The organism is Burkholderia sp. AU30198, from assembly GCF_020419825.1.
Lineage (GTDB): Bacteria > Pseudomonadota > Gammaproteobacteria > Burkholderiales > Burkholderiaceae > Burkholderia.
The window spans coordinates 35,806-48,462 of sequence record NZ_JAIZSA010000020.1 but is presented as its reverse complement, the minus strand read 5'-3'; the positions used below and the strand labels follow the sequence as shown (position 1 = coordinate 48,462).

Below are 12,657 nucleotides of genomic sequence, written 5' to 3'. Positions count from 1 at the left end.
CACCGCGCAATGCGGTGTTCCTGCTAGATGCGCGCCGCGGGCAGCGCGACGTACGCGACGAGTTCGACGCGCATCGCCGGATGCGCGAAACCCTGCACACCGACGCACGTCCGGTTCGGATACGGTTCGCGGAAGTGGCGCCGGTATTCGGCATCGAATTCGGGCATCGCCTTCACGTCTGACAGGTAGACGAGCACCTGCGCGACGTCGTCCATCGTCGCGCCGGCCGCCGCAACGGCCTTCGCGAGATTCGCGAGCGTGATGCGCGCCTGTTCGGCCATCGTGTCGCCGGCAATCGCACCGGACGCGTCGACCGGCCCGTGCCCCGTGAACATCAACCCGCCCGCGCGGGTCGCCCACGAGAACGGTTGCGCGAGCTGCGGCAGGTCGACCGGGATCGTTTCAGCCATCGTGTCCTCCTTCGGATCGCGGTCGGGAAATTCAGGCGGCCCGCCGCGACGCGACGCCGAGCACCTCGGCGATCGCGTTCGCGACGTGGTCGACGTTCGCATCGTTCAGGCCTGCGATGCACATGCGCCCCGAGCGCAGCAGATAGACGCCGTGCGATGCACGCAACCGGTCGACGTCGGTCGCGGCCATGCCCGTGTAGCTGAACATCCCGCGCTGCGTGACGAGTGCGTCGAACGCGCGGTCCGGCAGCCGCGCATCGAGCCGGGCCTTCAGTTCGCCGCGCATCCGCTTGATGCGCGTGCGCACCTGCGCGACCTCGCCTTCCCAGCGCGCGCGCAGCGCGTCGTCGTTCAGCACGGTCGACACGAGTTGCGCGCCGAACAGCGGCGGGCTCGAATAGGTGCGGCGCACGCCGGCCTGCAACTGGCTCAGCACCGTCGCGGCCTCGCCCGCGTTCGCGCAGACGACCGACAGCCCGCCGACGCGCTCGCCGTACAGCGAGAAGTTCTTCGAAAACGAATTGCTGACGATCGCGGGCAGCCCGGCATCGACGATCGCACGCACGGCCCACGCGTCGTCGGCGAGACCGTCGCCGAACCCCTGGTACGCCATGTCGAGGAACGGAATCAGTCCGCGCCGTGCGAGCACGTCGATCACCGCGCGCCATGCGTCGCGGCCGAGGTCGAGCCCCGTCGGGTTGTGGCAGCACGGCTGCAGCAGCACGACGCTGCGCGCCGGCAACGCATCGAGCGTGGCGAGCATCGCGTCGACGCGGATGTCGTTGCGCAATGCGTCGTAGTACGGATACGTGTGCACGTCGAGGCCCGCGGCCGAGAAGATCACGCGGTGGTTGTCCCACGTCGGGTCGCTGATCCAGATCGCGCTGTCGGGGAAATAACGCTTCACGAATTCCGCGCCGAGCCGGATCGCGCCCGATCCACCGAGCGTCTGCAGCGTCGCGATGCGCCCTTCCGCGAGCGCCGTGCAATCGGCGCCGAATACGAGGCGCTGCACGCCCTGCCGGTACGCGGCGAGCCCCTCCATCGGCAGATACGTGTGCGGCGCACCGGCATCGCGTAGCTGCTCGGCCGCGATGCGCGTGCTGTCGAGGACGGGAATCCGGCCCGCGTCGTCGTAGTAGAGGCCGATGCTCAGGTTGACCTTGTGCGGATGCGCATCCTGCTGGAATGCCTGGAACAGCGACAGGATCGGATCGCCCGGATAGGCGGGAACGTGTTCGTACATGGCGGAATGACGGTAAGGGTTGAAGGCGGCGGTACCACCGGCGGCACCACGTTGCGTCGGGATGAGCTGCCGGGACATGGGGCGCATGTTATCGAGGACGAAATAGAATGAGCTTCACTTTTCGATGACGAACCAATCCGATTGCAGTAGAGTCTGCGGATCTCATCTCAAAATTCACCGGATTCTGCGAAATGACTCTGGATCGAACCGACATGCGGATCCTCCGGCACCTCGAACGGGACGGACGCATCAGCAATCAGGACCTCGCGAACGCGGTCGCACTGTCGCCGTCGGCCTGCCTGCGGCGCGTGAAGCTGCTGGAGGAACGCGGTGCCATTGCCGGGTATCGCTGCACGATCGAGCCGAAGAAGGTCGGTGTCGCGTTCGAGGCGCTCGTGCATGTGTCGATGCGGCCGGACGTACCCGAGTGGCACGACCGGTTCGTGGAGGCGATCCAGCAGTGGCCGGAGGTCATCGCGGCGCAGATCGTCACGGGCGGGTCGAACTACGTGCTGACGGTTCGCGCGCGCGATCTCGATCACTATTCGGATTTCGTGATCAACCGGCTGCACCGCGCCGCAGGCGTGATGTCGATCAACTCGAGCATCGTGCTCGCGACGCTCAAGCGCGACGGGTCGATCCTCGATCTCGTCGAACCAGCGACGGCCGGCTGACCGGTCGTTGCGCGGGTCTGAAAATATTTGCAGAAAGTGCTTTACAGACCCCAAAATTCCTGACATAATCTTTTCTTCTTTGGGCGGTTAGCTCAGCGGTAGAGCACTGCCTTCACACGGCAGGGGTCACTGGTTCGATCCCAGTACCGCCCACCAAAGAATTCAAGGCAGAAATGCCGGAAAATTGAGGGTTTATGCAGAAATGCATAAACCCTTTTTTCTTTTCCACGCCCCTCTTCCAGCGGCGTCACGGGACGGTTCGAGTCCCGCCCTGCGTCCCGTCAGTTTCTGCGTCCCAGGGTGGGTTACGCCCGACCACGATCGCTCAGGCTCCGTAGGTTTAGCCTGAAGGACGCGTGCGGCAGTCTCGCCTCCCCTCCTTTCTCGCGACCTGCTTCCGACACCCTGCGGCCGATCGACGGTTCGCGGCTCGACCCATCGGTACGCACCAATATGTACGGTAAGGAAGACGCCGCGAGGAACCGGCGCTAGACGGCCTCGCGACAGGTCGCACCGGTCGACGCGTGGGCGCGGCCGGACGGCAGGCGCTACGAGGCTAGATTCTGGTCGGAGATGCGGAAGTCAAAAGCGCGTCGCGTTACGCTTCCCAGCGCCCGCGCTCCATCGCCTCTTCCATCATGCCGAGCGTCAGCGACCGGCCGCCCAGCGTCTCGCGTGCGGAGGTGCTGAACGGGGATTTCACGACCGCCGCGAGGAACGAACCGATGCCGAGCTTCGCGGCCGGATAGTAATAGTGGATATCGAACGTGGACAGGTCCACGCTGAACTTCACGGCCCATCGCCTAACCAGTTTATCGATGTGGTCCGGCTCCATGTCCAGATCGTGATAGAGGTCCGTGTCTCGCGTCAGTTCGAGCCGACCGACGAGCGGCTTGCCCGCATCGGCAGCAACGAACTCTTCGAGGCGCTTCCACGCATCAGCCATACAAACGGTCCTCGGGCTTCACCATGCTGTTGTAGGTCGTGACGGAGCGATACGAGATCATTGTGACGTCGGACGCCAGGACTATCCAACCCACTCCCGGAATTGCGCGGCCGACAAACGCACCGATATTCCGAGTGAACTTGATGCGCAACAGGATCAGGCTCGTGAACGAGGTCACGGTTGGAAGGATGCGCTGCTTAAGCTCGTACGGCAGCATGCGACGGGAGACGATCGAAGCAATCGAAGTGCCCTTCACCGCGCCGCCGAACTTGCCGCGTGTCGGAATGAACCGCTGACCCGACAGGACCATTGCGACTCCGACAGCGTCATCTATGCCTAGCTCCTTGCCCGTCTCGTCTCGTCGATGAAGATCAGGAAGAAGAGCTCTTCACGGGTTAGGCCCTCATGAATCCCGTATTTGTACGTATTCGCCATCTCTCAGAATTATGTTTGTTGGGAGTCGCGGGAGCTTATCGTGAAGACACCGCGCAGACAACAGGCTCACCATGCACCGGCGCTCATCTTTGCGCGGCAGCGAACAATGCGCTGCGCCGACAGGCGATTGCTTCGTCGATGCCAAAATCTTCACGGAAAACACTAACAGCAGGATTGCGATGACGGGTGATCTTCAGTCGGGGAGACTACCGTGATACGGCCACGCTGACGCCGATCATCGCACTGCCAGACCGCATAGCCTTCGCTCACGCAAACTCGATGGCCGGTACCAGATTCGGGTTCGAGGACGCTCGCGCAGAGGTCAGCAACACCACTTCCTCATCGTCTTCCGGAACGCGTTCACGGTGCGGCGGGCTTTTCGGCCGCGCCACTTTACAGTCCGGGATCGTACACCCCCACCCAGTACCGCCCACCAAAGAATTCAAGGCCCTGCGTCTCACGACGCAGGGCCTTTTCGTTTTGGCGTCGTGCCTGCCTCTAGGCGCGCACGCGCATACTGCGCCAGCTTACTGCGCGCGCCCCACCCGTTCCGCCGTCGCATCGAACGCGCGCTTCGCCTTGTCGACGATCTCGTCGACCTCCGCTTCGCGAATCACGAGCGGCGGCGACAGCAGCATCCGGTCGCCGGTCGCGCGCATGATCAGGTTGCCGTTGAAGCAGAAGTCGCGGCAGATCGTGCCGATATCGACATTCGCGCCGAACCGCTCGCGCCGGTTCCGGTCACGCGCAAGCTGAACGCCCGCGACCAGCCCCGCTCCCGCAATCTCCCCGACGATCGGATGATCGCCCAGCACATCGCGCAGCCGGTGCTGGAAGTACGGCCCGATGTCGTTCTTCACGCGCTCGACGATCCCTTCGTCGCGCAGCAGCTTCAGGTTCGCGACCGCGACGGCTGCCGCCACCGGGTGGCCCGAGTACGTGAGGCCGTGATTGAATTCGCCGCTGTCGATGATCGGTCGCGCGACGCGCTCGTGAATGCCGACGGCGCCCATCGGCACGTAGCCCGACGTGAGGCCCTTGGCCATCGTGATCAGGTCCGGCTCGAAGCCGAAATGCTGGTGCGCGAACCATTCGCCGGTGCGGCCGAAGCCGCCGATCACTTCGTCGGCAACCAGCAGGATGTCGTACTTGCGGCAGATCCGCTGGATTTCCGGCCAGTACGTCGACGGCGGGAAGATCACGCCGCCCGCGCCCTGGAACGGCTCGCCGATGAACGCGGCGACGTTCCCCGCGCCCAGTTCGAGGATCTTCGCTTCGAGCTGCTGCGCGCGGGCCAGGCCGAACGCTTCCGGTGTTTCGCCGGCCGCCGCTTCGCCGAAGAAATACGGCTGGTCGATGTGCACGATGTTCTCGACCTTCGAAGGCATCTGCTCGTGCATGTAGCCCATCCCGCCGAGCGTGCCGCCAGCGATCGTCGAGCCGTGATAGCCGTTCTTGCGCGAGATCACATACCTCTTCCGCGGCTGCCCCTGCACGCGCCAGTACTGGTGCACGAGGCGCAACACGGTGTCGTTGCCCTCCGAGCCGCTGTTGCAATAGAAGAAGTGGTTGAAGCCCTTCGGCGTGACTTCCGCGAGCATCGCGGAAAGCTCGATCACCGGCGGGTGCGTGGTCTTGAAGAACGTGTTGTAGAACGGCAGTTCCTGGATCTGGCGATACGCGGCGTCGGCGAGTGCCTTGCAGCCGTAGCCGACGTTCACGCACCAGAGACCGGCCATTCCGTCGATGATCTTGTTGCCGTCCGAATCCCACAGGTAGACGCCGTCGGCTTTCACGATCACGCGGCTGCCCGCGCGGTTCAGCGCGCCCATGTCGGAGAACGGGTGGATGTGGTGTGCGGCGTCGAGCGCGCGGTAATCCGCGGTCGAATGGGGTGAGAAGGCTTCGTTTCGATCGGTCATGCTTCCTCCGGATAACAGTGCCGCACGCTCACACGTGCAGCAGCAGATGCCTGCGTTCCCACGAACTGATCACGCGGAAGAACGCTTCGTATTCGGTGTCCTTCAGCGCCAGGTACGCTTTCACGAACTTGTCGCCAAGAATGCCGGCCAGCGGCGTGCACGCCGCCATCAGCGAGATGCCCTCCTCGAGATTGCGCGGCAGCTGATACGGCAGGTTGTAGCCGTCCGACGCGATCGGCTCGGTCGGTGCAAGCTGTTGCGTCAAGCCGAGATAGCCGGCGGCGAGCGTCGCCGCGAACGCGAGGTACGGATTGCAGTCGACGCCCGGAATCCGGTTCTCGATGCGGCGTGCCGACGGGCCCGACTGCGGGATGCGGAAGCCGACCGTGCGGTTGTCGTAGCCCCACTGCACGTTGATCGGCGCCGCCATGAAACGCGACAGGCGGCGATACGAGTTGATGTACGGCGCGAAGATCGGCATCAGGGCGGGCGTGTACTTCTGCAGCCCCGCGAGATAGCTGTGGAACATCGGCGACACGGCACCGTCTTCGTCGGAGAACAGGTTGCGCCCCGTGCGCGCGTCGGCCAGGCTCTGGTGGATGTGCATCGCGGAGCCCGGCTCGTCCTGCATCGGCTTCGCCATGAAGGTCGCGTACATGTTGTGGCGTAGCGCCGCCTCGCGCACCGTGCGCTTGAACAGGAACACCTGGTCGGCCAGCGACAGCGCATCGCCGTGTACGAAGTTGATCTCCATCTGCGCGGCGCCGACCTCATGGATCAGCGTCTCGATATCGAGCCCCTGCATCTCGCAGTATTCGTAGATGTCCTCGAACAGCGAATCGAACTCGTTCACGGCTTCGATCGAATACGACTGCCGGCCGGTCTCCGCGCGCCCGGTACGCCCGACCGGCGGACGCAGCGGCAGGTCGGGATCCGCGTTCATGTCGACGAGATAGAACTCGAGCTCGGGCGCGACGACCGGTTGCCAGCCTTTCTCCTTGTACAGATCGAGCACGCGTCGCAGCACGTAGCGCGGCGAAATCTCGACCGGCGAGCCATCGAAATGTACGCAGTCGTGGATCACCTGCGCGGTCGGGTCGACGGCCCACGGAATCAGGCAGATCGTCGACGGATCGGGCACGCACACCATGTCGGGGTCGGTCACGCCGGTCAGCGTGCCGTCCTCCGGATAGTCGCCGGTGACGGTCTGCACCATCACGGCCTGCGGCAAGCGCATCGATTCGCCGGATTCGAACTTGTTGCGCGGAATGATCTTGCCGCGCGCAATGCCGGCCATGTCGGGAATGATCGCCTCGACCTCGGTGATGCGGTGCTGACGCAGGAATTCGCTCAGTTCGGGTTGCATGATCGGCCTCTATCAGTCGACGTCGGATGCGGCCGGCGACGGCATCGCGCCGCCGGCCGCATGAATGCGATGCGTCATGCGCGCGCGGCACGCCGCGCCGAATGCCGCGAAGATGTCGCGCGACAGCGGCTGTTCCGCGTAGCGCCATTCGGGATGCCACTGCACGCCGAGCGCGAACGCGCGCGCGCCGCGCACGCTGACGGCCTCGACCAGTCCGTCGGGCGCGCTGGCCTCGACGACGAGCCCCGCGCCGAGCTGCGCGATGCCCTGGTCGTGCAGCGAATTGACCGTCGCCTCCTGCGCACCACGCGCGACCCGCTGCAGCAGGCCGCCCGGCGCGAACTGCACGACGTGCGCCGGGCCGTACTGCCGTTCGAGCGGATCGGCCGGCCGCTCGCGGTGATCGTCGAAGCCGGTCGTCGCGTGCAGTCGCTGATGCAGCGTGCCGCCGTAGGCGACGTTCAGCTCCTGCATGCCGCGACAGATCGCGAGCACGGGCACGCCCGCTTCGATCGCCGCGCGGATCAGCGGCAGCGCGGTCGCGTCGCGCGCGGGATCGTGCAGCGTATCGGGCGCGCTCGCGGCGCCGCCGTAGTGATGCGGCTCGACGTTCGAATAACTGCCGGTGAACAGCAACCCGTCGACTGCCGCGACGATCGCGTCGGCCGGCTGGTGCGCACCGAGCGCGGGCAGCACGAACGCAAGCGCGCCGGCGCCATCGACGAGCGCGGCCAGGTACTTCTCCCCCGCCGTGTGGTTCGGATGCGCCCCGCGCAGGATGCGGTCGGCGGTAACGGCTACGATCGGGCGCATGCGCATGGGTGTCTCTCCGGTAATCGCGCGCGACTCGTTCGCACGCGGAACGATGATGGCTCGTGCCGGCGCTGCACGCGCGCACCGCGACGCGGCGCATGCTCACACGCGATCCTGCCGCGCGGACGATGCGGCAACAGGCGGTGCGACCCGGAACGGAAGCCGAAAAGGACGCTAGGGCAACAATGACGCGCTGCCGTCGCACTGCACCGCGCTGAACACGCGCGCGGTCACGAGATTGAAGCGGCGCAGGCCGCGATGGGAAATGGCGAAGAAACGAGGTTCGCGTAAAAAGGCGGCACGCGTGCCGCGATCAGCATGCCGGATCGGCCCGGCCTGAGGCGGCGCGCCCGCCGACGGACTTCGCGTCCGGCGTATCGAAGGGCTGGCGGCTTTCACGATCGTACTCGACTGACGGATGAAGGCAGGACACGTGTCGCGATGAAGCGCATGCGGCAACGCCGCGCGGCGGCACGTCGGCAAGGTGTCTCGCAGCGCAGGCCGGCACAGGGCGGCCACGATCGATGGCCTCACCGCCGGTGCGCGCGTGACGACTTCCTAACATTCAGCTTATATCACCTAAAAATTGCGTCAAATTTTCAGGTGCCGATGACGGCATCGATCAGACGAAAGCCGGACGAAAAAAAACGGCACCGATCTCGAGGATCGATGCCGTGTTGTGCATTGCATCGGTGCAGCACGCTGCGTGCCGGCGGACCGTGACACACCTGCTCCGCCGCGCTGCCGCATCCGTGCGGCCCGGGCTCAACGATGCGCGAGCGCGGTTTCGACGAGCGTCTGCAATAGCGGCACAATCCGTGCCGCACGCGTTTCGTCATACGCGTAAGGACGCGTCTCTTCCATGTAGGTGATCTGCGAGAGCTCGAGCTGCACGGCCTCGACGCCGGTAGGGGGCACGCCATAGTGACGCGTGATGTAGCCGCCCTTGAAGCGCCCGTTCGCGACCGCCGTATAGCCGCCGTGTTCGAGCACGCGCGCGGCCAGCGCCTCTGCCAGGCCCGGTGTGGCACTCACGCCGCTCGACGTGCCGAAGTTGAAGTCCGGCAGGCGGCCGTCGAAGAAGCGCGGCACGTGCGAGCGGATCGAATGCGCTTCCCACACGAGCACGCGGCCGTGCTCGTGCTTCAGGCGCGCGACCTCGCGTTGCAGCGCGTCGTGATACGGCAGCCAGTAGCGGTCGCGGCGACGCATGATCTCGTCGTTGCCGGGCAGCGCGCCCGCCGGATACAGCGGCGCCTTGTCGAACGTATCGACCGGCACGAGCCCCGTCGTGTCCTGCCCCGGGTACAGGTTCTCGTTGTCGGGCGGACGGTTCAGGTCGACGACGTAACGCGCGTGCGACGGCACGAGGATCGATGCACCGAGGTCGGCCGCGAAGCCGTACAGCCGTTCGAGATGCCAGTCGCAATCGTCGACGAAACGCGCATCGGCCGTCATCGTCGCAGCGATGTCGTCGGGGATGTGCGTGCCTGCGTGCGGAATCGAGATCAGCAGCGGCAGCGTGCCCTGCTTCAGCGTGAATACAGCCGGTTGTTCAGTCATGTCGCATCACCGTTGGAGGTCTGCCGGCGCACGCATGCGGCGTGCGCCGGTTGCGCGCGTCAGCGCAGCAGTTGCGCCAGCGCGGCGCGGTAGTCGGCATACGCGACGGCTTCGTCGCGATGGCGGCGGCCGCTCACGACGCGCTCGCCGCCCGTGTAGACGTCGAGCACCGGCGTCTCGCCATGCTCGGCGAACACGATACCCGACAACCACGACGCGCTGTCGTGTTCGGCGACCGCCGGATGATCGGGATCGAGCACGAGCCAGTCGGCGCGGCACCCTTCGCGCAGCGCACCGACCCGCCGCCCGCTGGCCTGCGCGCCGCCCGCGAGCGATGCATCGAACAGGCGATCGGCGACATGCGCCTGCGTGTCGCTCGCCAGCACGTTGCGCGCGCGGTGCACGAGCCGCTGCCCGTATTCCAGCAGGCGCAACTCCGAGCGCCAGTCGACCGACGCGTGGCTGTCCGAGCCGACCCCGATCACGCCGCCCTGCGCAAGATAGTCGACGGCCGGGAACACGCCGTCGCCGAGGTTCGCCTCGGTCGTCAGGCACAGGCCGGCGACCGCGCGACGCTTCGCGAGCGCGGCCGTTTCGGCCGCGTCGACGTGCGTCGCATGCACGAGACACCAGCGCGCATCGACGTCGAAACGATCGAGCAGCCATTGCACCGGGCGCGCACCGTAGGCACGCACGCAGTCGTCGACTTCGGCCGTCTGCTCGGCGATATGGATATGCACGGGGGCATCGTCAGGCAGCCCTTCGAGCAGCACGCGCAACCCGTTCTCGGATACCGCCCGCAGCGAGTGCGGTGCGACGCCATAACGAAGCCCGCCGTGCTCCGGCGCCGTGCGACGCATCGCGTCGAGCAGCTCGAGCAGGCCGTCGGGCGTGTTGATGAAACGGCGCTGGTCGTCGCGCGGCGGCTTGTTGCCGAAGCCGGCGAACTGGTACGACACCGGCAGCATCGTGATGCCGATGCCGGCCGCGCGCGCGGCGTCGATCACGCGCGTGCCGAGTTCCGCGATCTGCGGATAGCGCGAGCCGTCCTGCGTGTGGTGCACGTAGTGGAATTCGCACACCGACGTATAGCCGCACTTGAGCATCTCGACATACAGCCAGCGCGCGATCGCCGCGAGCGCGTCGGGCGTGATCTTCAGCGCGAAGCGGTACATCAGGTCGCGCCAGCTCCAGAAACTGTCGGACGGATTCGCGCGGTATTCGGTGAGCCCCGCCATCGCGCGCTGGAATGCGTGCGAATGCAGGTTCGGCATGCCGGGCAGCACCGGCCCGGCGGCACGCGCGACACCGGCGGGCGCGTCGGTGTCGGGCGTCACGCCGGTCAGCGTGCCGGCCGCGTCCCAGCGCAGCAGCACGTTACGGCGCCAGCCATCGGGCAGGTACGCATGGTCTGCAAACAACGTGGTGTCGGTCATGAGGCTATCCATTCATCCGGCGAAACACGGTCGTGCCGCCGCGTACGACCTGCTCGCACAGCGGCCGGCCGATCCAGTAGGCGAGCTCCGCCAGCGAGCCGACCGACCAGGCGGCGAAGTCGGCCTGGCGGCCGACCTCGAGCGCGCCGTGGCGATCCGCGCGGCCGAGCGCCGCGGCCGCATGGCGCGTGACGCCCTGCAGCACCTCGGGCACCGTCATGCGGAACAGCGTGCAGCCCATGTTCAACGTCAGCAGCAGCGATTCGAGCGGCGACGTGCCGGGGTTGTGATCGGTCGCGAGCGCGATCGGCACGCCGTGCTTGCGCAGCAGCTCGATCGGCGGCAGTTGCGTCTCGCGAATGAAGTAGTACGCGCCGGGCAGCAGCACGGCAACCGTACCGGCTGCCTTCATCGCCTCGATGCCGGCTTCGTCGAGAAATTCGAGGTGATCGGCGGACAGTGCGCGGTAGCGCGCGGCGAGCGCCGTGCCGCCCGCGTTCGACAGTTGCTCCGCATGCAGCTTCACGGGCAGCCCGCGTCGCGTCGCGGCTTCGAACACGCGCTCGGTCTGCGCGAGCGAAAAGCCGATGCGTTCGCAGAACACGTCGACCGCGTCGACGAGCCCCTCGTCGGCCAGCGCCGGCAGCATCCGGTCGCACACTTCGTCGATATACGCATCCGCGCGGCCCGCGTATTCGGGCGGCAGCGCGTGCGCGCCGAGGAAGGTCGTGTAGACGGTGACCGGGAAGCGTTCGCCGAGCTGGCGCGCGACGCGCAGCATCTTGCGTTCGCTCGCGAGGTCGAGCCCGTAGCCCGACTTGATCTCGATCGCGGTCACGCCTTCGGCGAGCAGCGGCTGCAGGCGTGCCGCGGCCTGCACGAACAGCGTCGTCTCGTCGGCCGCGCGCGTCGCGCGCACCGTCGACACGATCCCGCCGCCCTGCCGCGCGATTTCCTCGTAGCTGACGCCCGCGAGGCGCTGTGCGAATTCGTCGGCACGCGTGCCGCCGTACACGAGGTGCGTATGGCAGTCGACAAGGCCCGGCGTCACCCACGCGCCGTGCAGATCCTCGCGCTGCCAGTGGGCGTAACCGTGCGGCAGCGCGGACATCGCGCCGAGCCAGACGATCGTGCCGGTTTCGTCGACGGCGATCGCCGCGTCGTCGATCGTCTCGTCGGGATGGCCGTGCGGACACAGCCTCAGGTGATGCCAGACAGTCGGTTTCATGCGTTCAGTCTCGTTCGCCGATGGCGAGCGACACGGCGAGCAACGCGCCGCTACCGCTCATGACGACGTCAAACGCACGCTGCGGCCCGTCGAGCCGCAGCGTGTCCATTTCTTCCAGTGTGTAGCGTGCGCCGTCGATTTCAACGGCGGCTTCGCCAGCCGCGCAATACAGCAGCACGGTATCGGCACGTTCGATGCGGTGCGCGCCTGCGCGCCATACGTCGAGCGCGCCGCGCGCGGCCGAACGGCGCGTCATCAGGTTGAAGTCGCGCGTCGCGCCGTCATGCAGCGTCGCGTCGATCGCCACCTCGCCCGCGAAATCCGCGCGGGCCAGCGGTGCGTCGAGCACGTGGCGGGCGCCGCCTTCCTCGGCGAGCGTCATGCCCGCGCCGGACAGCAGCACGAGCGTGCGGTCGATGCCGTCGAAACGCGAGAACGGCCCGGCCGTGCCGACGTCGGCAACGCTCACGCGCCACGCGAACGCGTCGAGCGCGGCGCCCGGCGGGAACGCGCCGATTTCGCGCGTCACGCCGCCGCCGTTCTTCCATGGCGACGCGACGAGATCCGCTGCGCGGATCATCGTCGCGGTCGCCGGCGCCTGGTGGAGCGCCGTCATGC

The 12,657-nt window shown here is 66.6% G+C and carries 12 protein-coding genes, 1 tRNA gene and 1 pseudogene; 2 read left to right on the top strand and 12 right to left on the bottom strand.

Features of this window, described 5'->3' with window-relative positions; translation table 11 throughout:
* Positions 1-23 precede the first annotated feature (23 nt).
* Both LGN19_RS32680 and LGN19_RS32675 read right to left on the bottom strand, forming a co-directional pair.
* Entirely contained in the window at positions 24-410 is a 387-nt protein-coding gene (locus LGN19_RS32680; protein ID WP_043190431.1) for a RidA family protein, read from the bottom strand.
* Between the two features lie 31 nt (positions 411-441).
* Positions 442-1,656, bottom strand: a complete 1,215-nt coding sequence (locus LGN19_RS32675) for an amino acid aminotransferase (RefSeq protein ID WP_226219395.1) — start codon at positions 1,654-1,656, stop codon at positions 442-444.
* A 191-nt stretch (positions 1,657-1,847) separates the two neighbouring features.
* Here LGN19_RS32675 and LGN19_RS32670 point away from each other — a divergent pair, with 191 nt between their 5' ends.
* Positions 1,848-2,330: an Lrp/AsnC family transcriptional regulator gene (locus LGN19_RS32670; protein ID WP_122945815.1), complete on the top strand. Its 483-nt coding sequence runs from the start codon at positions 1,848-1,850 to the stop codon at positions 2,328-2,330.
* A gap of 81 nt (positions 2,331-2,411) precedes the next feature.
* Positions 2,412-2,486: transfer RNA gene (locus LGN19_RS32665), tRNA-Val, on the top strand.
* A 442-nt stretch (positions 2,487-2,928) separates the two neighbouring features.
* Here the strand turns inward: LGN19_RS32665 and LGN19_RS32660 are convergent.
* The 10 genes and pseudogenes from LGN19_RS32660 to LGN19_RS32615 all read right to left on the bottom strand — a co-directional run bounded on the left by LGN19_RS32660 (position 2,929) and on the right by LGN19_RS32615 (position 12,655).
* The gene (locus tag LGN19_RS32660; RefSeq protein WP_174961144.1) at positions 2,929-3,276 is read right to left on the bottom strand and encodes a DUF1493 family protein; all 348 of its coding nucleotides are present in this window, start codon (positions 3,274-3,276) and stop codon (positions 2,929-2,931) included.
* Positions 3,269-3,711 (bottom strand): annotated as a pseudogene (locus tag LGN19_RS32655) (STM2901 family protein). Before LGN19_RS32655 ends, LGN19_RS32660 begins: the two are co-directional and overlap by 8 nt.
* A gap of 527 nt (positions 3,712-4,238) precedes the next feature.
* Positions 4,239-5,633 carry an aspartate aminotransferase family protein gene (locus tag LGN19_RS32650; RefSeq protein WP_226219391.1) on the bottom strand — a complete coding sequence of 465 codons (1,395 nt, stop codon included), beginning with the start codon at positions 5,631-5,633 and terminating at the stop codon, positions 4,239-4,241.
* A gap of 28 nt (positions 5,634-5,661) precedes the next feature.
* Positions 5,662-6,999: a glutamine synthetase family protein gene (locus tag LGN19_RS32645; protein ID WP_226219389.1), complete on the bottom strand. Its 1,338-nt coding sequence runs from the start codon at positions 6,997-6,999 to the stop codon at positions 5,662-5,664.
* Positions 7,000-7,011: 12 nt separating this feature from the next.
* Entirely contained in the window at positions 7,012-7,818 is an 807-nt protein-coding gene (locus LGN19_RS32640) for a gamma-glutamyl-gamma-aminobutyrate hydrolase family protein (protein WP_122945831.1), read from the bottom strand.
* A gap of 168 nt (positions 7,819-7,986) precedes the next feature.
* Positions 7,987-8,211: a hypothetical protein gene (locus tag LGN19_RS32635; protein ID WP_122946728.1), complete on the bottom strand. Its 225-nt coding sequence runs from the start codon at positions 8,209-8,211 to the stop codon at positions 7,987-7,989.
* Between the two features lie 366 nt (positions 8,212-8,577).
* A complete protein-coding gene (gene hutG, locus LGN19_RS32630) occupies positions 8,578-9,375 on the bottom strand; it encodes an N-formylglutamate deformylase (RefSeq protein WP_226219387.1) in 798 nt (265 codons plus the stop codon).
* 59 nt (positions 9,376-9,434) lie between these two features.
* Positions 9,435-10,811 (bottom strand): formimidoylglutamate deiminase, encoded by a 1,377-nt coding sequence (locus LGN19_RS32625; protein WP_122945833.1) that lies wholly within the window; start codon positions 10,809-10,811, stop codon positions 9,435-9,437.
* Between the two features lie 4 nt (positions 10,812-10,815).
* Positions 10,816-12,039 (bottom strand): imidazolonepropionase, encoded by a 1,224-nt coding sequence (gene hutI / locus LGN19_RS32620; protein ID WP_011352606.1) that lies wholly within the window; start codon positions 12,037-12,039, stop codon positions 10,816-10,818.
* Positions 12,040-12,043: 4 nt separating this feature from the next.
* Complete coding sequence (locus LGN19_RS32615; RefSeq protein ID WP_226219385.1) at positions 12,044-12,655, bottom strand: HutD family protein; 612 nt, start codon at positions 12,653-12,655, stop codon at positions 12,044-12,046.
* Positions 12,656-12,657 lie beyond the last annotated feature (2 nt).